The following is a 19,930-nucleotide window of genomic DNA, read 5'->3' on the forward strand; positions in this document are numbered from 1 at the left end:
AAAAATAGTAAAAAAGTTATTTCCGAAAAATTTTTTTGAGCTTTAAGGGCTCAAAATTTTTCAGAATAACTTTTCAACTTACACAGTTAGTGGGACACTACCATTAAAATAAAAAAGGCGGGAAATAATTTTCCCGCCTTTCTTCTTCATTTTTACTAAATACTACTTATCGATCGAGCCTAAAACTTTTTGTGCAAAAGAATTCAGGGCATCTCTTTCCGCCATTCCGTTGGCAACATTTGCATGAACTTCGAGCGCGCCACAGATATTGGTAATCAATTCTCCAGCAACATTCAAATCTTCTTCGGTTGTTCCTCGGAATTCTGTAAATGCTTCAATCGTTTCTAATGTTTTCTCTAAATTCTCCACAGTTTGAGTTTGATAAAACTGTCTGATAATGGGTAATTTCATTTATAAATTTATTTTTTTAATGGTAAAATGTTATCGCCTAGTTTGCATCGACTTTCATAAGAAAACCAATAAAGGCGATTTCATTAGTTCAATTCTTTAAAAAGATTAATAAGACTTTCTGCCTGATTCGTTTGAACCTGATTTACCAACTCTCCTTTGCTAAAAATCGCAAACGTAGGTAAATTATCAACTTTTGCTAATTTTCTGCTTTCAGGTAATTTCTCTGCATCAACGTATAGAAAAGGAATTTCATCATTTTCAGTTGCCAATTTTTTAAATTTTGGCTTCATGATTCGGCAGTTACCACACCATGTCGCTCCGTATTGTACAACTACTTTTTCATTGTCTGCAACGATTTGTTGCAAAGTATCTTCTGCTAATTCTGTATACATTTTTTTTTTTTAGTTTTTATGAGATGCTAAATATTCTGCGGTCGAAGTTCTGTTTGCTTTCATTGCATCTTTTCCCTCTTCCCAGTTTGCTGGACAAACTTCACCATGTTTTTGCACGTGGGTGTACGCATCGATTAATCGCAAAAATTCTTTCACATTTCTTCCTAATGGCATATCGTTTACCGCTTCATGGAAGATTTTTCCTGTTTCGTCTACCAAATAAGTGGCTCTATACGTTACATTTGATCCTGAGAATGATTCGTTTCCTTCTTCATCATAATCGAAATCTTGATCAACGATTCCTAAAATATTGGCCAATTGTCTGTGTGTATCTGCTAAAATGGGGTAAGTAACTCCTTCGATTCCTCCGTTGTCTTTCGCTGTATTTAACCAAGCGAAATGTACTTCATTGGTATCACAAGAAGCACCGATTACTTTGGTATTTCTTTTTTCAAATTCCCCTAAAGCTTCTTGGAATGCATGAAGTTCAGTCGGACAAACAAAAGTAAAATCTTTTGGATACCAAAATAAAAGAACTTTTTGCCCGTTTTTAGTTGCTTCTTCGAAGATGTTGATTTTTAAATCATCACCCATTTCAGACATTGCATCAATTGCGATGTTTGGGAATTTTTTTCCTACTAATGACATAATATTTTTGTTTTAAAATTTTCTAGTGCAAAAGTACAAATTTTTCATCAATCATAAAATCATTTTCGATTTATAAAATCTATAACCATAAAAGAGTATTCTTATTTAAAATTAAAGTTATAATTTCACAGGACAAAATACTCCTCATGAAAAAAGCACTGATAATTATCATCGTCGCCTTTGTTCTTATCCAATTTTTTCCTATTGATAAAAATAATCCGGTGGCCACGCCGAAAATGGATTTCTTAAAAATTAAAAATACGCCCGAAAAAACAGCGATCTTAATTAGAAATGCTTGCTATGACTGTCACAGCAATGAATCAAAATATCCGTGGTATTCTAATATTCAACCTTTCGGTTGGTTTTTAGAAAACCATATTCAAGAAGGAAGAAAAGAATTAAACTTTTCTACGTTTGCCACCTACGACAAGAAAAGACAAGCGAAAAAATTACATGAAGCCGTAGAAATGATTGAAAATAATAAAATGCCTTTGGATTCTTATATAATTGTGCATTCTGAAGCTAAATTAAGTGCTGTGGATAAAAAAGAAATGATTGATTATTTCAAATTTATAGAGAATGATACCCGAATTTTAAATGATCTACCCACTGCGGTGGAACAATCAGCTATTAATACGAAATAATGAAAAACCTCGATACCACTAAATATTTTGTTTTATATGATGGCGAATGTGGATTTTGTAATTTTTGGGTGCATTGGATTTTAAAAAAAGATACCAAAAATAATTTTCTGTTTGCATCTTTACAATCTGATTTTGGACAACAATTTTTGAACGAAAGAAATTTAGAATCAAAAAATCTGGACACGCTTTATCTGTGGAAACCGGAAAAATATTATTTGCAAAAATCACAAGCGGTCTTTAAAATATCAGAAATCATCGGTGGTTCTTATCAATTTCTTTCTTATTTGCGATACCTACCAAGTTCGCTGACAGATTTTTTCTACAATAAGGTTGCAGCAAACCGTAAGAAGCTTGTGGCTGGCGCTTGTGAGATTCCGACCGCGGAAGAGCGCAAGAAGTTTATTTCTTAGATGATAGATTAAAGATAATAGACCGCTTCGCTTATAGATAAAAGATAGTAGACAGAGTTGTGATAATCGTTTTTTTGGTATGTCAATTCTAGAGGCTGTCATTATCAATAGGAACCGGGATTTAACCCGTTTGCCAATTAAGATTTTCCATCGGAGTTAGCCGAAACCTATTATATCATATAATTATTCTCATTATTGAAATTTCTGCTTTTTCTTTATTAAAATTGATTTGAGTTTATGGACAGGTCTGCGTGAGGGCGTAGGCGGAAATCCTTTTTTTTGCGAACTCTTCTTTTATGCAAAATTCTGTCTAAAAAAAGATTGGGAGCTGAAGACCGACCCGAAGTAGCGAAGGGAAAGTGATGGCGACGAAGGGGCACGCCCAACAAAAATATTAAGACAACTAAAACCAATAACCTTAACAAATTCTTATATTTGCACTTATGGAATATAATACTAGCAAAACCCAACTCCAAATGCCGGAATACGGCCGAATTATACAGCAGCTCGTGGAGCGTTGTAAGGAGATAGAAAATAGAGCAGAACGCAATGAAATGGCTGTGGCGATAGTTGATTTTATGGGTCAAAGAAATCCACAACTTCGAGATGAATCGAATTATAAACATAAACTATGGGATCATCTTTTTATTCTGGCTAAATATGATTTAGATGTTGATTCGCCCTACCATATCCCGACTGAGGAAGAAATGCAGGTGAAACCCAAAAGAATGGAATACCCTAAATTACAGGGTGATTTTAAATTTTATGGGAAAAGTATTTTGCAGTTAATAGAAAAAGCAATCGAATTGGAAGCAGGCGATGAAAAAGATGCATTGATCCAGGTAATTGCTAATAATATGAAAAAATCGTACAATGTTTATAATAAAGAACATGTGCAGGATGAGGTGATTTTCCGTCATTTAAAAGACCTTTCTGGCAACAGATTGGATTTAACCACATTGGATTCTTTGGAAAAGAGCAAAATTTACTATGCGACCAACAGAACCAATAAATCGAATCCCAGAAATAATCCGAAAAGTCAAAATAACAGAAAGAATTTTCAAAATAATAAAAACCGGAAATAGGAATGAGCGGAAGTTTTCAAATAAAAGGAGGTAAAAAACTGCATGGTGAAATTACACCGCAGGGTGCTAAAAATGAAGCCCTACAGATTTTATGTGCCGTATTGCTGACCGATGATGTTGTTCGCGTAAAGAATATTCCGGATATTCATGATGTTAATCGATTGATTGAAATTTTAGGAGATTTCGGGGTGAAGGTTACGAAAAATGGTCAGGGTGATTATTCGTTTCAGGCAGATGCTGTAAATTTTGACTACATCAAATCGGACGATTTCAAACAAGATGGTGCCAGACTTCGTGGCTCGATCATGTTGCTGGGGCCAATGTTGGCACGATATGGCGAAGCATACATGCCGACTCCTGGCGGTGACAAAATCGGTAGACGCCGATTGGATACTCATTTTCAAGGATTGGTAGAATTGGGTGCGGAATTTTATTACGACGAAAAAGAATATTTTTATACATTAAAAGCCAAAGAACTTCAGGGTAAATTTATTTTGTTAGAAGAAGCTTCGGTTACAGGAACAGCAAATATTGTAATGGCTGCGGTGTTGGCTAACGGAAAAACCAGAATTTATAACGCCGCGTGCGAACCTTATCTGCAACAGTTATGTAAAATGCTGAATAGAATGGGGGCGAATATCTCGGGAATTGGGTCCAATTTATTGACCATTGAAGGGGTTGCGCAATTACACGGTACCGAACATACGATGCTGCCTGATATGGTTGAAATCGGTTCCTGGATTGGCCTAGCTGCCATGACAAAATCTGAAATCACCATCAAAAATGTAAATTGGAAAGAGTTGGGCGTTATCCCAAACACGTTTAAAAAACTGGGAATACAGTTGGAGAAAAGGGGAGACGATATCTATATTCCCGCCCAGGAAAACTATACCATTCAGAAGTTTATCGACGGTTCTATTCTGACGGTTTCAGATGCGCCTTGGCCTGGCTTTACACCAGATTTACTATCGATTGTTTTGGTGGTAGCTACGCAGGCTAAAGGAACAGTGCTTGTGCACCAAAAAATGTTTGAATCCCGTTTATTCTTTGTCGATAAATTGATTGATATGGGTGCGCAGATTATCTTGTGTGACCCGCACAGAGCAACTGTCGTTGGTTTGAACCACGAATATCCGTTGCGAGGAACCACGATGATTTCACCAGACATCAGAGCTGGAAATGCACTGTTGATTGCGGCACTTTCTGCGGAAGGTACTTCGACCATTCATAATATTGAGCAGATCGATCGAGGCTATGAAAATATTGATGGAAGACTGAAAGCAATCGGTGCTGATATTAAGAGAATTTAAAGCAAAGCGGTGAAATAAGGTTCACCAAGAGTAAACCTTTTCATCAATAATAACGTATTAAAATTAAAGGACTCTTCCTAAAAAGAGTCCTTTAATTATAGGTAAAGTGCAGGCATTATATTTTTGCCATTTCAGCTTTAATCTTATTCTGTAATCCTTCCGTCGCCACGACCAAAGGCAATCTTACATAATTTTTCACGATTCCCATTTCTGCTAAGATTGTTTTGATTCCGGCCGGATTTCCTTCTGCAAAAATCAAGCGAGTGATTTCAACCATTTTATTATGGATATTGTAAGCTTCATTTACTTTTCCGTCAAAAGCCAATTGCACCATGGTTGAAAATTCTTTCGGATACCCTTGTCCAATCACCGAGATTACGCCGTGTCCACCTGCTAAAGTTACAGGAAGCGTATATTCGTCGTCACCAGAAACCAAATTAAAATGTTCAGGTTTTTGTCGTAAAATATCAAAATATTGATTGATATTTCCAGCGGCTTCTTTAATTAAAAATAAATTGGGAAAATCTTTTGCTAATCTCAAAGTAGTAGAGGCTTCCACATTCTGCCCAGTTCTAGAGGGAACATTATAAATGATGATCTGCTTACCTGTTTCGGCCAGCATTTTGTAATGTTGGTAAAGCCCTTCCTGACTAGGTCTGTTGTAATAAGGAGAGACAGAAAGTACGGCATCAAAATCGGATAAATCGGTTTCTTCGATTTGTTTTTTCACCTCCATCGTGTCATTTCCACCGATTCCTAAAACCAAAGGCAGACGCTTATTATTAACCTTTATGATCTGTTGAATAACTGCCTTTTTCTCTTCCGCTGAAAGTGTTGCGACCTCGGCGGTCGTTCCTAAAACAACCAAATAATTAGTTCCGTTAGCGATATTATATTCAACCAATTTGGTTAAAGAATCAAAATCCACGGATAAATCTTCATTGAAAGGCGTAACCAAAGCCACACCCACCCCTTTTAAATTGCTCATTTTTATTAATTTAATGTCTCAAAATTACAAAAATTAAAATGAGAATTTATTAAAAAATAGGATAAGTTTATATTCATATCTTTATATTTGCAATAATAGATTTTATGAACATGAAGACCAAATACCTGATTTCGGGTTTAGCAATTTTATCGATTATATCGTGTAAAACACCGCTGAATATTGTTAATATACAAACCGATAAAAATATCTCTTTATCGAAAGATTTACCAGAAGATCAGGTTTTCAAAAGCATTATTGAGCCTTACAGAATGGAACTGGAAGGGAAGATGAATACCAAAATTTCCCATACTTCTGTTGATTTAACAAAACAAGGTGATAACAGTAATTTAGGAAATCTCTTGGCAGATTTTACTTTTGAAGGGGCTGACGCGTGGGCGAAGAAAAACGGCATTTCGAGTGGCGTAGATGGGGCAGTGATTAACATCGGCGGAATCCGCACAACCATAGGAGTGGGCGATATTCTGACCAAGCAGATTTATGAGGTGATGCCGTTTGAGAATGAAGTAATCATTGTGAAAATGAAAGGAAATGATTTACAGGGACTTTTTGATTATTATTTAAAAACCCTGAAAAATAACCCCGTGTCGCATATCATCATTGAAACGGATCGGGATAAAATCATCAATCAGTTAATTGATGGGATGCCTGTAGATCCCACCAAAACCTATTATATTGCGACCTCTGACTATTTGGCGTTGGGTGGTGATAATATGGATTATTTTAAGAAAGGCGAATTGATTCCAACCGGAATAAAATTACGTGATTTATTTTTAGAGAAATTTATTGCCAATCCTGAAATTAAAGTTCCAACCGATATGCGCCTCAATTTTAAAAATAAAAAAAATAAGACAAATGAATAGGAAACAATTTCTAACAACGCTGGGCGGTGGAACATTGGCTATGACTTTGGTTCCTAATTTTTTGATGGCAGAGGATTTTTCAGCCTTAAAGTTAGCTTCCGAAAGTCAGCTCACAATTCTTCATACCAATGATCAACACAGCAGAATTGAACCTTTTGATTCCAGCTACACCCGCAATCCTAATCAAGGTGGGTTTGCCAGAAGAGCCGCTTTGGTTCAAAAGATAAGAAGCGAGGAAAACAATGTGCTTTTGCTGGATTCGGGTGACACCTTTCAAGGAACACCTTATTTCAATTTTTTTGGTGGCGAACTCGAATTTAAGCTAATGTCGATGATGGGTTATGATGCTTCTACCATGGGGAATCATGATTTTGATAATGGTTTAGCAGGTTTTAAGAAAGTACGACCCGTGGCAAAGTTTCCTTTTTTATGTTCCAATTATGACTTTAAAAATACCATTCTCGACGGAGAAACAGAAAAATATAAAATCTTTAATAAAAATGGAATTAGAGTAGGGGTTTTTGGAGTTGGGATAAAGCTGGAAGGTCTGGTCGGTAAGAAAGATTATGGTGAGACGCAATATTTGGATCCCATTGAAATTGCACAACATTATGCAGATTTTCTGAAAAAGGATAAAAAATGTGATTTGGTGATTTGTTTGTCGCATATTGGATATGATTACAGAGATGATCCCAAGAAAATTTCAGATAAAATTTTAGCTGCGAATACTTCGGGAATCGACTTAATTTTGGGTGGTCATACGCATACATTTTTACCAGAGCCACAATCCATTATCAATAAAAGTGGCCAAAATGTTTTGGTTAACCAAGTAGGTTGGGCGGGCTTACTTTTAGGGAAAATTACTTTCTATTTCGATAAAAATAAAAAGGTGAAAAATATTTCATGGAATAATCAAGTTATAGATGAGCGCATTTTAGTTTAATATTATGAAAAAAATACTGCCACTTTTACTTTTTGTACTTTCCCTAAACCTGGTTGCACAGAAAATATCATCGCCCAAATGGACCGATTTGTTTTCCTACAATAATGTTTTATCCATTCGAGAAGACAATGGTAAACTGATTGCTGCCGCAGAAAATGGGATTTTTTTCTACACCCCCGCAACTGGGGAAATCACCAAATTGTCTAAAGCCAATGGCTTACATGAAGTTAAAATTTCAGCTTTTGACTATAATCCCGAAACCAAAATCGGACTGGTAGGTTATAAAAACGGTGCTTTGGACGTGATAACTCCCGAAGGAATTACATATGTGGTAGATATTCCAATTGCAACAGGCTACACCGGTGATAAAAAAATAAATCATATATCGATTGCAGGTAATTTGGCAGTGATATCAGTCGGTTATGGAGTTTCTATTTTTAGGTTGGATAAAAAAGAATTCGGAGATTCTGCGTTTTTCATTCTCGGTGGTAATTATCAAGCATCAAAAGAGGCGGTGATTAAAGATGATTTCGTTTATGCAGTAACTTCTAGCGGATTGAAAAGACATGAGATGAATGTAACTTTCCCAATTTATAATACTTGGGAGACCGTTGCTAGTGGTAATTTCACCCAAATATCATCCGGTAATCTCCTTGCTTATTCTAGTGCAAATCAAGTTTTTTTCGGTGCCGGAACGGGTTTTAGTGCGATTCCCCAAAACTTTTCTTCAATTCAAGATGTAGTGGTGACTGATCAAACGATGACCGTTACCGATGCATCGAAAGTTTATGTATTTAACTTAGCAGGAAATCCTGTAAAATCTTTCGAGGCTACTGAATCATTAAATACTGGTTTTTATGCCGGTTCGATGGTATTTGCAGGGTCTAGATTTTCGGGATTAATTAGTGAAGCTGGCGATAAAATTAAACCAGCAGGACCGTATAGCAACACCTCGTACAAAATTAATATTCATAATGACCAATTGGTGATTTCTACGGGAGGGAGGAGTGCTTTTAATACTCCAATTTATAACAACCTGGGCTATTATCATTTTAATGGAACGGAGTGGATTTATCCAGAGTATTTTAAAACTTTTCCCGGAGTTCTCAATGTGTTGGATGCGGTTATAAATCCATCAAAACCTAACGAAGTATTTTTTGTAAATTTTACCTTTGTCGATGGGCAGAAAGGGATTTATAAAATGCAAAATAATGAATTTGATAGCAAGTATGCCACTTCTGATCCTTACCTAAAAAGGGTAGTTGGATTAACATTTGATGAAAATAACCAGCTTTTTGTGTCCGCTTCTTTTAATGGAACAATTGGGTATTATTATTACACGCCTAGCACCAATTCTTTTACACCAGTAGAAGTAGTGACGGGCCAATCTGTTCAGAAACCTTTCGCAAACGCAGGTATCCTTTATATTCCGTCTCCTTACACCGGTGGTGGATTGTTGATGTATGATTACAAAAACACACCCAACACATTAAGTGATGATCGTTTTAAGATTTTGAAAAGAATAAATAACCTGCCTGCTGATCAGGTCGTTTCCGCCGCACTTGATAAAAATGATAACCTGTGGATTGGTACCCAAAATGGTCTTCGCATCTTATCAAACCCTTCTGCGTCCATCGATGAAGAAAATCCACAGTCCGAACCCATTATTATTGAAGAAAATGGTACCGGCGAAGAATTGTTTAGAGACAGTCAGATTTTGCAGATTGAAGTAGATTCCGGAAATCAGAAATGGGTTTCTGTAGATGATGGTGGCGTGTTTTATTTAAGTTCAAATGGGGAGCAAACCTTCAATCAATTTACCAGAGCTAATTCGCCGTTACCCACCAATAGCGTTACCGATATTAAGGTCGACAGCAAGACAGGAAAGGTGTATTTCGTAACCTTGGATGGCATCGTGGTTTATCAGGGTGATGTTTTAGAGGTTACGGAGAATTTTGGCGAAGTCTTGGTCTATCCAAATCCCGTTGTTTATGCACAATACAAAGGCAATGTTCGCATTCGAGGTTTAGCTGCTAAAACCAATATCAGAATCACTGATGCTGCTGGCAATCTCGTTCACCAAGCGGTAGCCAGAGGTGGCTCCTACGAATGGAATCTTGCAAATCATCGTGGCATACGGGTGGCTTCTGGAATTTATTTTGTGTTGATGACCAATGAAGACGGGACCGATACGGCAACCGCAAAAATCGCGGTCGTGAATTAATGCAAACTCAAACGTGTTTTCTTTTATCTTACTTAAAGTACGGTGACAATGATGCCATACTGCACTGTTTTTGTTCCGAAAATGGCTTTCAAAGTTTCTTTGCGAAAGGAATTTATGCAGCAAAAAATAAAAAGAAACCCTACCTCTTTCCGCTTAATTTATTGAATATAACCATTACTAAAGTGGTTTCAGACCAAAAAATTGCGCGCATTTCTAAAATTGAACTCGCTCCAGATCATTATACTTTTGATGACGTAGCCATGAATACGATTCTGTTTTTTACCGCCGATTTTTTACATCAGGTTTTAAGAGAAGAAGGTAAAAATCCAGTGCTGTTTGAACAAATACTTAAGGTGCGAAAAGAAATCAGTATGCAGAATTATGACGCCTATTTGGTGTTTATCCTACAATTCTTAACCATCTCAGGCATCGCACCTTTTTCTGAAGATAAAAAATTTCTCAACCCCGAAAGCGGCTTGTTCGAAGAAGTGATGGCAAATCCCATATTTGATGAAAAGGTCTCTGCTTTGTGGAAGATTTTTCTGCGCCATGAAAATGCCTATGAATTACGACTTAAAAGGGACGAAAGAAGTGTATTTCTAGATTCATTAATGATCTACTGCCATATTCATATCACCGGCTTTTATACCCCTAATTCCTTAGCGGTGGTTCGGCAGGTTTTCGAATAACAGGACCAACTAAAAACAAAAAAGTCCCTTTATTTAAGAGGGACTTTGTATTTCTAGGCAGAGGCTTTTTAGCGCGCGGTTGTTTTATAAACCTGAAAGTTAAAAACAAAACTTCGGTCTTTAAACGCGATGCCACTGTAATTGAAATGGGCATCACGAGCAAATGCTAAACGAGAGGGAACAATAATTACCCCTTGCAAATTATAATTACTTTCATCAGCAAGATCGAATGCTTTGAATTTCTGTAAGCCTTCACTAAATCCTTCGATTTCGTAGAAGCTGCGTTGTTTTGCCAAATCTCCAGTTGCGTTATCTAAAACCGATTGCTTAACGTAATAATAGGCAGGATCTAATTCCGGGATTCCTGAACCAGCAATTGTATTTCTAAATACATATGGTGAGGTAAATGCAACTTTACCATCGGTATTGGTTGCAACATAAGTAACCGTGGTACTCATTAATTTTATAATGTCAGTACTTCCAATGTTAGATCCAGGTGAAGGTTGTGCGCTTGGTCTGACAACATAGATTACGCCAGATGGAAGCGTAATCGGGCTTAAACTGGCTAATTTCACCATTGTAGTATCAGTCTCTACATAATCTTTAAGATTTCCTTTTGCATCAAAAGCATGAGTGTCCAAGAACTTCAGAGCCGCTTCGTTATCGTAATTATTTTGGGTTTCTATATTTACTTCAGGGATTACGTCTTCTTCATCTTTTCTACATGAAGTCAATGCAATTGAAGCCAAGGCAAGGAACAAAAATGTTTTTTTCATATTTAATATTATCATTAAATTGCTAAAATTATTTAATCCAGCAAAAGTATAAATAAAATATGAGAATTGATAAGTTTTTATGGTCTGTTCGCTTTTATAAAACCCGAAGCATCGCAGCAGATGAAATTAAAAAGAACAGAGTGTCGGTTTCCGGCCAAACGGTAAAATCTTCTAGAGAGGTGAAAGAAGGGGACGTGATTAAAATCAGAAAAAACCAAATCGACTATCAGGCCAAGGTTATTCAAATTCCGAAAAGCCGAATCGGCCCCAAATTAGTTCCCTTGCATATTGAAGACCACACAGATAAAGAACAATACGAAATTTTGAAATTGCGCAATTTGAGCGCCGAACATTATCGAAACAAAGGGGAGGGTAGGCCCACTAAAAAAGACCGTCGTGATATTGACGGCTTTGTAGAAGGCGACAGCAGGGTTGATATGGGCGATAGCGATTGGGATCTTTTTTTTAGTGATGTTACAGATTCCAAAGAAGACTAAAGCAAAGCGATAATTTCAGCAACAATTTCTTCGGGCGTTTTTGAATCGGTAATTACCGTAAATTTTGCTTGGCCATAATAAGGCTGTCTTTCAAAAAGATGTTTGGCAATGAATTCCGGTAAATCCGCATCGGAAATTTTCGCGATAAGCGGACGTTTCTGCTTTTGTTTTAGCAATCGTTCGGTAAGGGTTTTTACAGAAGTCCGCAGGTAAATACTTGTACTTTTCTGGGTAATTACTTCGATATTGTTGTAATAAGCGGGGGTGCCACCACCTAAACTTAGAATACAAGTTTTTTCGGTAGACAAAATTTCTTCTAAAAGTAATTTTTCTTGTTTTCTAAAGAATATTTCGCCCCGTTTTTCGAAGATTTCGGGGATTGACATGTTGTTTCTAAAAATAATTTCCTTGTCGAAATCAATTAATTTTACGTCTAGTTTTTGGCTCAAAACTTTGGAAATGTGAGATTTGCCGCTTCCCATATAGCCGATAAGTGAAATGATCATATTTTTATTTTATACAAATAACCAAAAAAATTTTGAGATTTTAAAAAAAGGCCTATCTTTGCACCACTTTAAAACGAGAATATAATTCTGCAGATTTAATGGTGACCGACTCGGTAGCTCAGCTGGTAGAGCAATACACTTTTAATGTATGGGTCCTGGGTTCGAATCCCAGCCGGGTCACAAGCGAAAAATATTCCGTCTCGTTCTAAGACGATTCGGATTTTTTTTGCCTGCGTGGTGAAATTGGTAGACACGCCATCTTGAGGGGGTGGTTTCCTATGGATGTGCTGGTTCGAGTCCAGTCGCAGGCACCAAAGCAATTAACAATGAATAATTGATAATTACTATTTAATAATTATCGCTTTCATTTTGTCTTATTAAGTACTAATTAAAAAGACTCGGTAGCTCAGCTGGTAGAGCAATACACTTTTAATGTATGGGTCCTGGGTTCGAATCCCAGCCGGGTCACAAAAAATCAACTGTCTCCATATCGAGGCGGTTTTTTTATTTTTTCTTCGCAAGTATTGTGCTTGATGCATTATATATATTAAAAAACGGTATATCTACCAGAATACTTAAGTTGAGTCTATTTACACTCACGTTGGTTTCGGTAGTAGTTGCAATACCATCTTTAAAATCTATATTTCGAAGGTTAGAAATACGGTTGTAATGCATCCCGAACGATATTGGTAAATTTCTTATATTGTAGTACATACCTAAACCAGGAGCCAGAAAACTTTCAAATTTTAAACCACCATAGTTGGTAGTATCGTTTCCTAATCTCTGGTTCACAATTGTTCCAAGATCTATAATGCTCACAAATGCTGTCCACCGACCTTTTAAAGTCGTAAAAGATAACCCAATAGGCGCTGCAAGTCCAATATTTCCTTTTGTTTGTTGCGTATTGGAACCAAAGGCTTTTTCAAAACCACCCGTAAATCCTACATATCCGTTCAATGAAACATTGAAGGTGCTATGTCTTTTTATAGAAGAACTTCCAATTGGCAATGCGTAAGATTGTAAAACCGCTTCCATATCACTTGGATTCTCTATCACAGCTATTTGAGATAATGCGATTAAAGTTCGGCTGTAATTATTTTTACCGATTTCTTCTCGAAACTCAGTGAGTGCTAAAGGTATTAATTTGTCGTATTTTTTATTGATAAAAGTTTCTATAATATTGATGTATTTTACAGGAATTTCTAAGTCTAATTTTTCCAAATTAAAATCAGAAAATAATTGATTTTCTTTTACTCCTTTTAAAAAAATGGTGTAAACTTCATTGATGTCTTTTATATAAATGATGGCTTGTTCTGGTGTTTTTATATGGTAATTTTGTTCTTTTGCATATATATTTACTGCATTCAGTTTTACAATAAAATCAAAAAGTGAATATAAATTTTTAGAAGTTTTTCCAATATCTTGATTATTTAAAGCAGGAATTCTCTCTTTCAATTGTTCAAAAAGTAAACCGTAGAAAAAAAGCGTTTCATCTCCGATGTTTTCATCTATATTTTGTGGCAAAATTTTAGAAAGTGGGATCCACACTTGCTCTTCATCCTCCTCATTTTCCATCGCTTTCGAAATAATATCTGCAGTGATTAGTAAGTTTTTAAATTGAACATTCTTGTATCCCTCTTTTTTTGCTAAAGTATTAAAGAGCAAATTGATAGATTTTCCACTTTTAGAATAATCGTATGCTTCATAGCTTGATTTGAAAATATCATAGTAATAGTCAGGTTGCCCAGGAAAAATAATTTCAGCGCGGATGGCAATGTTTTTTGGAACCTCGTTTAAATCTAATTGAGCCGTTTCTTTTAGTAAAATTAAATCTGCACTATAGTAAGTATTGGTACTATCCATACTTTTTACATAGTTAAAAGTTTTAGGAAACATTCCTTCAACGATTGTAAAACTATCTTCTTTTATATGTTTAAAGAATTGATTGATGGTAACTTGTAGAACTTCTTGCTTAAATCTCCCCGCCATAAAAGTTGCTATTCCATTGATTGCATCTGACTGAAAATTCATCGGACTTGAAATAGCAGGAACTAATTTATTTAGTTTTATTAAATCAATAGTCTTTTGTGTATTATACTTAGCTTCTACTTCCCTATAAAAAAGGATGTCTTTGTCATCTATAGGGGATTGTGGTGATTGATTATATTTTAAGTTTTGAAAAAATGGATTAGATTGAAACTCAATTACATTTTTTATATTGTATTTTTTTAATAATAATCGATATTCTGAAAAATAAGATTTCTCATATAATTCAGCGAGTTTTACTGCGTCCAAATATGTGTTCTCCCTGATGTAATCTTGGCAGTAATTTGCTGTGGAAATAAATAATAGTAACAACGCAAAAAATCGATTTTGAGTTTTCATGATTTGTGTTTTTAGATAGATAAAATTAATGTTTATATTTTATATCTCATAACAAATATCCGATAACCTTGTGTTATTTTATAATAAATATCAAAAACCTTGCGAATACCTATAGCGCGATTGGGTGTTTTCGCAAAGTCTTTAAATTGAGCGGTAATAAAAATATCGAATTTATCCAGTAATCTCGCTATTATATTATTGTAAAAACTTCTGAAAATTTAATTAATAGATGTTTTATATTGATATTACTTCCCTTTTTACCAAGCTTAAAACGCGATTAATGTGGCATCATTTGTAGGTGAATATAAGGATATAAACAGATAATAGTAGTTCTGTAATCTTACCGAAAAACAAGAACATTTAAAAGGTATCAATGGATTTTTGGATGAAATATTAAAAACTTGCGTGCGGTAATGCCAATGAGTTTCCCACATTCCAACAAAATTTTTTACAACACCAGCAGCGACACATTAACAGAAAATTCTACTTTTGAGTTTGCCTAAGATGGGTGAGATTACAAATTACTCTATTTTTGACTATTAAATCGTAAATAAGAAAGTCCTCAAAGAAAAATTTCTTGAGGACTTTTTTATTTAATGAAAAGTGGTTAATTATTTAACCATTAACTTTTTAGTTACTACACCTTTTTCATTATTAATTCTTACAAAGTATAAACCTGCTGTATATTTTGAGATGTCAATTTTAAATTGCTTTGATAGTTTAACATCTTTTAAATAATACAATAATTTTCCTGATCCATCGAATATTCTGATTGATGCTGTTTCTTCTTTAGCAGAAGTTATATAAAAACTTCCTTTAGCAGGATTTGGATAGATAGAAATTCCTTCTTCTAATTCTGCATTTATTGTGCTTAATGTACCAGTAGTATAACGTGGAGATCTCCAAATACCACGACCATAGGTTGCAGTGTAAAGCTTATTATCTACGTAGTTTATTTCTAATTCGCTTATTTTTACGTTTGGTAAATTATTTACAAAAGGTTTCCAACTGTTGCTGGTTGTGTTATCTAAATAATAAATTCCGTAATCCATTCCAACATACAATCCATCATTTCCATTATTATCCCAAACAACTGCTAATGCTGTAAAATTTGGTAAATCGTATTTATATGATGTCCAAGTTGCACCACCATCAGTTGTAACATGTACTTTTTCTGCACCATTAGAAGCTATTGCAACTTTTAAAGGGTTGGTTGGATTTATAGCAATTGAATTTATAAAACCACCTGTATAATTTGTTAATTGTGCCCAAGTTCCAGAACCAGTAGTTGTTGTATAAAGCTTGTCTGATTTACTAGTAAACATAACTAAATTATTGGATTGCGCAATTTTAAGCTCATACAGGTCACCCCCAAAATTTTGTGAAATTGCGGTCCAGTTAGCACCATTATCGCTTGTTTTATAAACATGCTTGTATCCCGTATAAAAAGTGTTTGCAAGTGTTGGGTCTTGTTCTATTGGTGTTATAAAATTACCCTGACCATCAGGAGTGGCTCCAACACTAAAGACTCCTCCTCCAGTACTAACAGTACTTGTTCTATTAAAACCACCATATTGTTTTGAACCATATAAAAGATTTGAATCGTTTTTATCTACAAAACCTTCCCCTCCATCAGCACCAAGCCAATCGTACCAAACACCTGCTGTAGTTCGGCCAGAACTACCATTATCTTGAGAACCACCAGTAATTACAACTGGGTTGGTTTAACTAATTCCAAATTTATAAAATTGTCTTATGCCTAAACCTGTAGATAAATCAGTGTAAAAGTTAGTATTCATGGTTGCTAAAGGACTGTTAGCTACAAAAAAGCCACCATCTGATCCAATATAAACCTTCGATCCTACGGCTTCCATAATACAAATGTCTGCATGTGTGTATCCTATATTGTCGCCTGCAGCTACATAATCTTGCCAATGTGATGCAAGACTGAAATTTGCACCGCCATCTGTAGAGCGCCATGTATTAATACCAGCTATAAATAGGGTATTAGCATCTGTTTGACTTACGGCAATATCCATGTGTAATGGTGCTTGACCATCAGTACCACTTCCATCAGATGCTATACCAAAAAGATTTTTGGTTTGAGGTATTTTCACAAAATTTACACCACTGTCTGTAGATTTGTAAAGCGCACCAAAATAAGTAGTTAGTGTGCTTGGCGCTTTAGCTTCGGCAATATATACTAACGAAGGGTTGTTTTCAGAAACAGCAATCATTTTTGCTCCATCACCAAAATTGTTAGTTACTTGCGTTTCAAAACCGTCAGAAAAGATAGTTCCTGTGCTGGTTTGTATAGAAATATCATCTAAAGTGACACCTTTACCGCCTTCATCTGGTGCAATTTCAGCATCAAAAGCAATATAATAATCCGCGGATGAATTTGGCAAAGTTAAAGTAACATCTAACCAAGTTTCTTGTGCATCTGTATAATTTGCAGTAGGTATTTCAATCCATGTGCCTGAAGCAGAAGTTTTGTAATAAACCTTTAATACATCTACAATACCAAAATAATCTGGTAAAGTATATGAAAATTTTAAAGTTGGATTTGTTCCAGTACTTAAATTTAATGCTGGGGTAATTATTTTTGTTCTATTACCAGAAGCTCCAGTATTAGAATTAATTGTTGAGAAAAGACCTAAACCAGAACCGGTTTTTGGAAGAATTGTAGCCGCTCCATTGTGTTGGCTTACCGTTTTCCAATTTAAGTTACCACTTATAAATTCTGTTGTGAAATTTGGAATCCCGGGAGAAGCTAGCATATTTGAGAATGTAGCACCACCATCCGTAGATCTAAAAAATAAGTTACCAGAAGCATAAACAATATTAGGATTAAATGGTTTAAAATCCACATCATATCCCGCATTAAGCAGAGAACTAATTGCAGTCCAAGTAGTACCAGAGTCAGTAGATTTGTAAATACCACTATTTTCTACACTACAATAAAGTTTTGTTGTGTTCGAAGGATCAATTAAAATTTTATTTACAAGACCTGAACCTACTGTTGCGAGAAGATTCCACGTTGCTCCTGCATCTGCAGATTTAAAAATAGTTCCGTTATTTGAACCCCAAAAATAAACTGAAGGATTGGTTGGATCTATAGCTAATGAATTAACTCACATATTAACAAGGTTATCTGAAAGTTGTGTCCAATTTACACCAGCATCGGTACTTTTCCACACACCGCCAGTTTCAGAACCTACAATAAGGTGGTTGGCATTGCTTTTGTCCACTGCTAATGCCATGATTCTACCGGTTCCTGGTGATGAACTAGAAGAGGAGTTTTTAGAATAGGGTCCTAATTGTTCCCAACTACTAGTATCTGATTGAGCATTTTTTGAATTTATTGCATTTTCATTGCGATACTTATTGTAACGCTCTAATTCATCATAATAGAATTGAGGTGATTTTAAAACACCATTATCTTGCATTGATCTTAATGCTTGATATTCCCATCTCTTGTATTGTTTATAGCCCGTTCCTTTTCCTTTTCCTCTGATTTCAAAGTAAGGTTCTGCAACATCTTGAATTTCTCGAACTGTAAAAGTTCCAGCGTTAATCATCTCGCTAAAATCTTTCGTTTGCGAAAACATTAAAGCAGAGGATAGCATTAATAAAAATAAGTAGATTTTTTTCATTTATAAAATTTTGGTAAAGATATATTACAATCACAGTTTTATGTTTAAAAAATAAGCGAATATCAAGGTGGTCAATTTGCTCCGATGCCAGATTGTCAGTTTGCTCTGAAACTAGTGGTCAATTTACTCCGAATTTGGGCGGTCAATTAGACGCTTTTTTTTATTTAAAGTACCGAATGCCGGCCCTTAACCGGCTATCTTGCAATAATAGAGTTTCAATCAAATTCGCTGATACAAAATAATACAGATTCAACAAAATTTCAAAGCTATATTTACATTAATAAAAAAACACCCAATTTTACATTTATGAGTGTAAATTATTTAGAGCATTGAATATCAACACTGTTTGTAGAGAGGATGGGATTCGAACCCACGGTACAGTTGCCCGTACACTAGCTTTCCAGGCTAGCTCCTTCAACCACTCGGACACCTCTCTGGTTTGAAGAGTGCAAAAATAAGACTTTTTATCCAATTTTGAATAAGGAATGAAACTTTTTTATGATTTGTTACACTTCTTAAAATATAAATACTTCGGTGGAATTAAGCTTGACACTAGAAAAAAACCTCTAACATCAAAAAGTTGACAAAAATCATTTTGATTTTTTTTCGTTTAAGCGTAACTTAGAGTAAAGAAAAAAATAGATTTTGTCTCCGCTTTTTTTTAAGGATGATAATTATAATTTTTTAGATCAGATCGTCGTAGTGGCACTCAAACCTAATTAAAAAAGAGGGAATACAATTAACTAAAAATTAATGTCTAAAAACAATCATTATGAAAACAATCTTACGTTCTTTTTTACAGAACACGGCACCAATGGCAAGTTTAATTTTAATTCTTCTGGCTTTGAACACCAGTTTTGCGCAAAATGGCCCCGGTTGGTATTTTACAAGTTATAAATTTGAGGATGGAACCCGCCAAGGAGAATCTGTTTTGGCAGGTACCACTTCAAAAATGAAAGACGTGGTTAGTTTTACAGGTGCGAAAGGAAATCTAATTATTTCTCACAAAAGAACCGACGTGAAAACCGGAACTTTACTCGCCGCAGTTAAGTATAATGTAATATGGTCTGAACCAGCTGCTGTTTTGGTTGCAGATCAGAAAGCGTCTATTAATTTCACCCTAAAAACACTGAGTTCGTTAGGTTGGAAACCTGATCAACAAACCATTTTCTTTAACCAAGGTGGAATGGGGGTGTATTTTGCTACTGCAGAAGGAACAAAATATATTACAAAAGATATGAATGGCAAGTTGACCACAGAAAAGACAATTTTAAAAGGAACGCCCGGAACCAAAAAATACATCCAAATGAACTTTGGAAAAGGATTCAGAGCAACTTATAATTACGAATGGAGAGATAAATAATAGGGTGCTCCTCAATTTTGACACTATCCCGTAAAGTGTGTAAGTTGAAAAGTTTGAGGCTTGAATTTTTATAATTTGAGCCTTTCTTCAAATATAAGCATAAATTGATTTAATACAATTCC

The 19,930-nt window shown here is 35.3% G+C and carries 20 protein-coding genes and 4 tRNA genes; 13 read left to right on the forward strand and 11 right to left on the reverse strand.

Annotation, left to right across the window (positions count from 1 at the left end):
* Positions 1 to 162: 162 nt before the first annotated feature.
* The 3 genes from QWY78_RS09830 to QWY78_RS09840 all read right to left on the reverse strand — a co-directional run bounded on the left by QWY78_RS09830 (position 163) and on the right by QWY78_RS09840 (position 1,451).
* On the reverse strand, positions 163 to 411 hold the full coding sequence (locus tag QWY78_RS09830) for a DUF6952 family protein (RefSeq protein WP_290219340.1): 249 nt from the start codon (positions 409 to 411) through the stop codon (positions 163 to 165).
* Between the two features lie 83 nt (positions 412 to 494).
* Complete coding sequence (locus QWY78_RS09835; protein ID WP_290219342.1) at positions 495 to 803, reverse strand: thioredoxin family protein; 309 nt, start codon at positions 801 to 803, stop codon at positions 495 to 497.
* Positions 804 to 812: 9 nt separating this feature from the next.
* Positions 813 to 1,451, reverse strand: coding sequence for a peroxiredoxin (locus QWY78_RS09840; protein WP_290219345.1), 639 nt, complete (start codon positions 1,449 to 1,451; stop codon positions 813 to 815).
* Positions 1,452 to 1,597: 146 nt separating this feature from the next.
* On the opposite strand from QWY78_RS09840, the gene QWY78_RS09845 reads away from it, so the two are divergent.
* The 4 genes from QWY78_RS09845 (at position 1,598) to murA (ending at position 4,900) form a co-directional block, all read left to right on the forward strand.
* Complete coding sequence (locus tag QWY78_RS09845) at positions 1,598 to 2,095, forward strand: heme-binding domain-containing protein (RefSeq protein ID WP_290219347.1); 498 nt, start codon at positions 1,598 to 1,600, stop codon at positions 2,093 to 2,095.
* Positions 2,095 to 2,505: a thiol-disulfide oxidoreductase DCC family protein gene (locus QWY78_RS09850; protein WP_290219349.1), complete on the forward strand. Its 411-nt coding sequence runs from the start codon at positions 2,095 to 2,097 to the stop codon at positions 2,503 to 2,505. Before QWY78_RS09845 ends, QWY78_RS09850 begins: the two co-directional genes overlap by 1 nt.
* 443 nt (positions 2,506 to 2,948) lie before the next feature.
* A complete protein-coding gene (locus QWY78_RS09855) occupies positions 2,949 to 3,590 on the forward strand; it encodes a DUF4290 domain-containing protein (protein ID WP_290219351.1) in 642 nt (213 codons plus the stop codon).
* Positions 3,591 to 3,592: 2 nt separating this feature from the next.
* Positions 3,593 to 4,900, forward strand: a complete 1,308-nt coding sequence (gene murA, locus QWY78_RS09860; RefSeq protein WP_290219353.1) for a UDP-N-acetylglucosamine 1-carboxyvinyltransferase — start codon at positions 3,593 to 3,595, stop codon at positions 4,898 to 4,900.
* Positions 4,901 to 5,015: 115 nt separating this feature from the next.
* Here the strand turns inward: murA and dapA are convergent, their stop codons facing one another.
* Positions 5,016 to 5,888, reverse strand: coding sequence for a 4-hydroxy-tetrahydrodipicolinate synthase (gene dapA / locus QWY78_RS09865; RefSeq protein WP_290219355.1), 873 nt, complete (start codon positions 5,886 to 5,888; stop codon positions 5,016 to 5,018).
* Positions 5,889 to 5,992: 104 nt separating this feature from the next.
* On the opposite strand from dapA, the gene QWY78_RS09870 reads away from it, so the two are divergent.
* The 4 genes from QWY78_RS09870 to recO are packed head-to-tail and all read left to right on the forward strand — an operon-like array spanning position 5,993 to position 10,625.
* The gene (locus QWY78_RS09870; protein WP_353960527.1) at positions 5,993 to 6,769 is read left to right on the forward strand and encodes a 5'-nucleotidase C-terminal domain-containing protein; all 777 of its coding nucleotides are present in this window, start codon (positions 5,993 to 5,995) and stop codon (positions 6,767 to 6,769) included.
* Positions 6,762 to 7,712 (forward strand): bifunctional metallophosphatase/5'-nucleotidase, encoded by a 951-nt coding sequence (locus QWY78_RS09875; RefSeq protein WP_290219357.1) that lies wholly within the window; start codon positions 6,762 to 6,764, stop codon positions 7,710 to 7,712. The genes QWY78_RS09870 and QWY78_RS09875 overlap by 8 nt, the downstream gene beginning before the upstream one ends.
* Before the next feature lie 4 nt (positions 7,713 to 7,716).
* Positions 7,717 to 9,936, forward strand: a complete 2,220-nt coding sequence (gene porZ, locus QWY78_RS09880) for a type IX secretion system anionic LPS delivery protein PorZ (protein WP_290219359.1) — start codon at positions 7,717 to 7,719, stop codon at positions 9,934 to 9,936.
* On the forward strand, positions 9,936 to 10,625 hold the full coding sequence (recO, locus tag QWY78_RS09885; protein WP_290219360.1) for a DNA repair protein RecO: 690 nt from the start codon (positions 9,936 to 9,938) through the stop codon (positions 10,623 to 10,625). Before porZ ends, recO begins: the two co-directional genes overlap by 1 nt.
* Positions 10,626 to 10,693: 68 nt before the next feature.
* Here recO and QWY78_RS09890 read toward each other — a convergent pair whose 3' ends face one another.
* A complete protein-coding gene (locus QWY78_RS09890; RefSeq protein ID WP_290219362.1) occupies positions 10,694 to 11,401 on the reverse strand; it encodes a hypothetical protein in 708 nt (235 codons plus the stop codon).
* A 59-nt stretch (positions 11,402 to 11,460) separates the two neighbouring features.
* Between QWY78_RS09890 and QWY78_RS09895 the strand changes: the two genes are divergently transcribed.
* The gene (locus QWY78_RS09895; RefSeq protein WP_290219364.1) at positions 11,461 to 11,898 is read left to right on the forward strand and encodes an RNA-binding S4 domain-containing protein; all 438 of its coding nucleotides are present in this window, start codon (positions 11,461 to 11,463) and stop codon (positions 11,896 to 11,898) included.
* Here the strand turns inward: QWY78_RS09895 and QWY78_RS09900 are convergent.
* Positions 11,895 to 12,404, reverse strand: coding sequence for a shikimate kinase (locus tag QWY78_RS09900; protein WP_290219365.1), 510 nt, complete (start codon positions 12,402 to 12,404; stop codon positions 11,895 to 11,897). The two genes, QWY78_RS09895 and QWY78_RS09900, sit on opposite strands and share 4 nt — an antisense overlap.
* Before the next feature lie 107 nt (positions 12,405 to 12,511).
* Here QWY78_RS09900 and QWY78_RS09905 point away from each other — a divergent pair.
* The 3 genes from QWY78_RS09905 (at position 12,512) to QWY78_RS09915 (ending at position 12,872) form a co-directional block, all read left to right on the forward strand.
* Positions 12,512 to 12,584 (forward strand) — tRNA-Lys (locus tag QWY78_RS09905).
* A gap of 48 nt (positions 12,585 to 12,632) precedes the next feature.
* A tRNA-Leu gene (locus QWY78_RS09910) sits at positions 12,633 to 12,718 on the forward strand.
* Between the two features lie 81 nt (positions 12,719 to 12,799).
* A tRNA-Lys gene (locus QWY78_RS09915) sits at positions 12,800 to 12,872 on the forward strand.
* Positions 12,873 to 12,908: 36 nt separating this feature from the next.
* Here the strand turns inward: QWY78_RS09915 and QWY78_RS09920 are convergent.
* The 5 genes from QWY78_RS09920 to QWY78_RS09940 all read right to left on the reverse strand — a co-directional run bounded on the left by QWY78_RS09920 (position 12,909) and on the right by QWY78_RS09940 (position 18,881).
* A complete protein-coding gene (locus QWY78_RS09920) occupies positions 12,909 to 14,789 on the reverse strand; it encodes a hypothetical protein (protein ID WP_290219367.1) in 1,881 nt (626 codons plus the stop codon).
* Between the two features lie 611 nt (positions 14,790 to 15,400).
* Entirely contained in the window at positions 15,401 to 16,114 is a 714-nt protein-coding gene (locus QWY78_RS09925; protein WP_290219370.1) for a T9SS type A sorting domain-containing protein, read from the reverse strand.
* A 399-nt stretch (positions 16,115 to 16,513) separates the two neighbouring features.
* Positions 16,514 to 17,659, reverse strand: coding sequence for a choice-of-anchor J domain-containing protein (locus QWY78_RS09930; protein ID WP_290219372.1), 1,146 nt, complete (start codon positions 17,657 to 17,659; stop codon positions 16,514 to 16,516).
* Between the two features lie 264 nt (positions 17,660 to 17,923).
* On the reverse strand, positions 17,924 to 18,445 hold the full coding sequence (locus tag QWY78_RS09935) for a WD40/YVTN/BNR-like repeat-containing protein (RefSeq protein ID WP_290219374.1): 522 nt from the start codon (positions 18,443 to 18,445) through the stop codon (positions 17,924 to 17,926).
* 349 nt (positions 18,446 to 18,794) lie between these two features.
* Positions 18,795 to 18,881, reverse strand: a tRNA-Ser gene (locus tag QWY78_RS09940).
* 336 nt (positions 18,882 to 19,217) lie between these two features.
* Here QWY78_RS09940 and QWY78_RS09945 point away from each other — a divergent pair.
* Complete coding sequence (locus QWY78_RS09945) at positions 19,218 to 19,808, forward strand: hypothetical protein (RefSeq protein ID WP_290219376.1); 591 nt, start codon at positions 19,218 to 19,220, stop codon at positions 19,806 to 19,808.
* The last annotated feature ends 122 nt before the right edge of the window (positions 19,809 to 19,930 follow it).

Source organism: Kaistella yonginensis, assembly GCF_030409525.1.
GTDB lineage: Bacteria > Bacteroidota > Bacteroidia > Flavobacteriales > Weeksellaceae > Kaistella > Kaistella yonginensis.

Excerpts from the sequence above, each read along its gene's own strand:
- QWY78_RS09850 (WP_290219349.1), top strand. The coding sequence starts at position 2,095 with ATGAAAAACCTCGATACCACTAAATATTTTGTTTTATATGATGGCGAA.
- QWY78_RS09830 (WP_290219340.1), bottom strand. The coding sequence starts at position 411 with ATGAAATTACCCATTATCAGACAGTTTTATCAAACTCAAACTGTGGAG.
- QWY78_RS09895 (WP_290219364.1), top strand. The coding sequence starts at position 11,461 with ATGAGAATTGATAAGTTTTTATGGTCTGTTCGCTTTTATAAAACCCGA.
- QWY78_RS09935 (WP_290219374.1), bottom strand. The coding sequence starts at position 18,445 with ATGAAAAAAATCTACTTATTTTTATTAATGCTATCCTCTGCTTTAATG.
- QWY78_RS09900 (WP_290219365.1), bottom strand. The coding sequence starts at position 12,404 with ATGATCATTTCACTTATCGGCTATATGGGAAGCGGCAAATCTCACATT.
- QWY78_RS09835 (WP_290219342.1), bottom strand. The coding sequence starts at position 803 with ATGTATACAGAATTAGCAGAAGATACTTTGCAACAAATCGTTGCAGAC.
- murA (WP_290219353.1), top strand. The coding sequence starts at position 3,593 with ATGAGCGGAAGTTTTCAAATAAAAGGAGGTAAAAAACTGCATGGTGAA.
- porZ (WP_290219359.1), top strand. The coding sequence starts at position 7,717 with ATGAAAAAAATACTGCCACTTTTACTTTTTGTACTTTCCCTAAACCTG.
- QWY78_RS09845 (WP_290219347.1), top strand. The coding sequence starts at position 1,598 with ATGAAAAAAGCACTGATAATTATCATCGTCGCCTTTGTTCTTATCCAA.
- QWY78_RS09840 (WP_290219345.1), bottom strand. The coding sequence starts at position 1,451 with ATGTCATTAGTAGGAAAAAAATTCCCAAACATCGCAATTGATGCAATG.
- QWY78_RS09890 (WP_290219362.1), bottom strand. The coding sequence starts at position 11,401 with ATGAAAAAAACATTTTTGTTCCTTGCCTTGGCTTCAATTGCATTGACT.
- QWY78_RS09925 (WP_290219370.1), bottom strand. The coding sequence starts at position 16,114 with ATGTTTACTAGTAAATCAGACAAGCTTTATACAACAACTACTGGTTCT.
- QWY78_RS09875 (WP_290219357.1), top strand. The coding sequence starts at position 6,762 with ATGAATAGGAAACAATTTCTAACAACGCTGGGCGGTGGAACATTGGCT.
- QWY78_RS09855 (WP_290219351.1), top strand. The coding sequence starts at position 2,949 with ATGGAATATAATACTAGCAAAACCCAACTCCAAATGCCGGAATACGGC.
- recO (WP_290219360.1), top strand. The coding sequence starts at position 9,936 with ATGCAAACTCAAACGTGTTTTCTTTTATCTTACTTAAAGTACGGTGAC.
- QWY78_RS09920 (WP_290219367.1), bottom strand. The coding sequence starts at position 14,789 with ATGAAAACTCAAAATCGATTTTTTGCGTTGTTACTATTATTTATTTCC.
- QWY78_RS09870 (WP_353960527.1), top strand. The coding sequence starts at position 5,993 with ATGAACATGAAGACCAAATACCTGATTTCGGGTTTAGCAATTTTATCG.
- dapA (WP_290219355.1), bottom strand. The coding sequence starts at position 5,888 with ATGAGCAATTTAAAAGGGGTGGGTGTGGCTTTGGTTACGCCTTTCAAT.
- QWY78_RS09945 (WP_290219376.1), top strand. The coding sequence starts at position 19,218 with ATGAAAACAATCTTACGTTCTTTTTTACAGAACACGGCACCAATGGCA.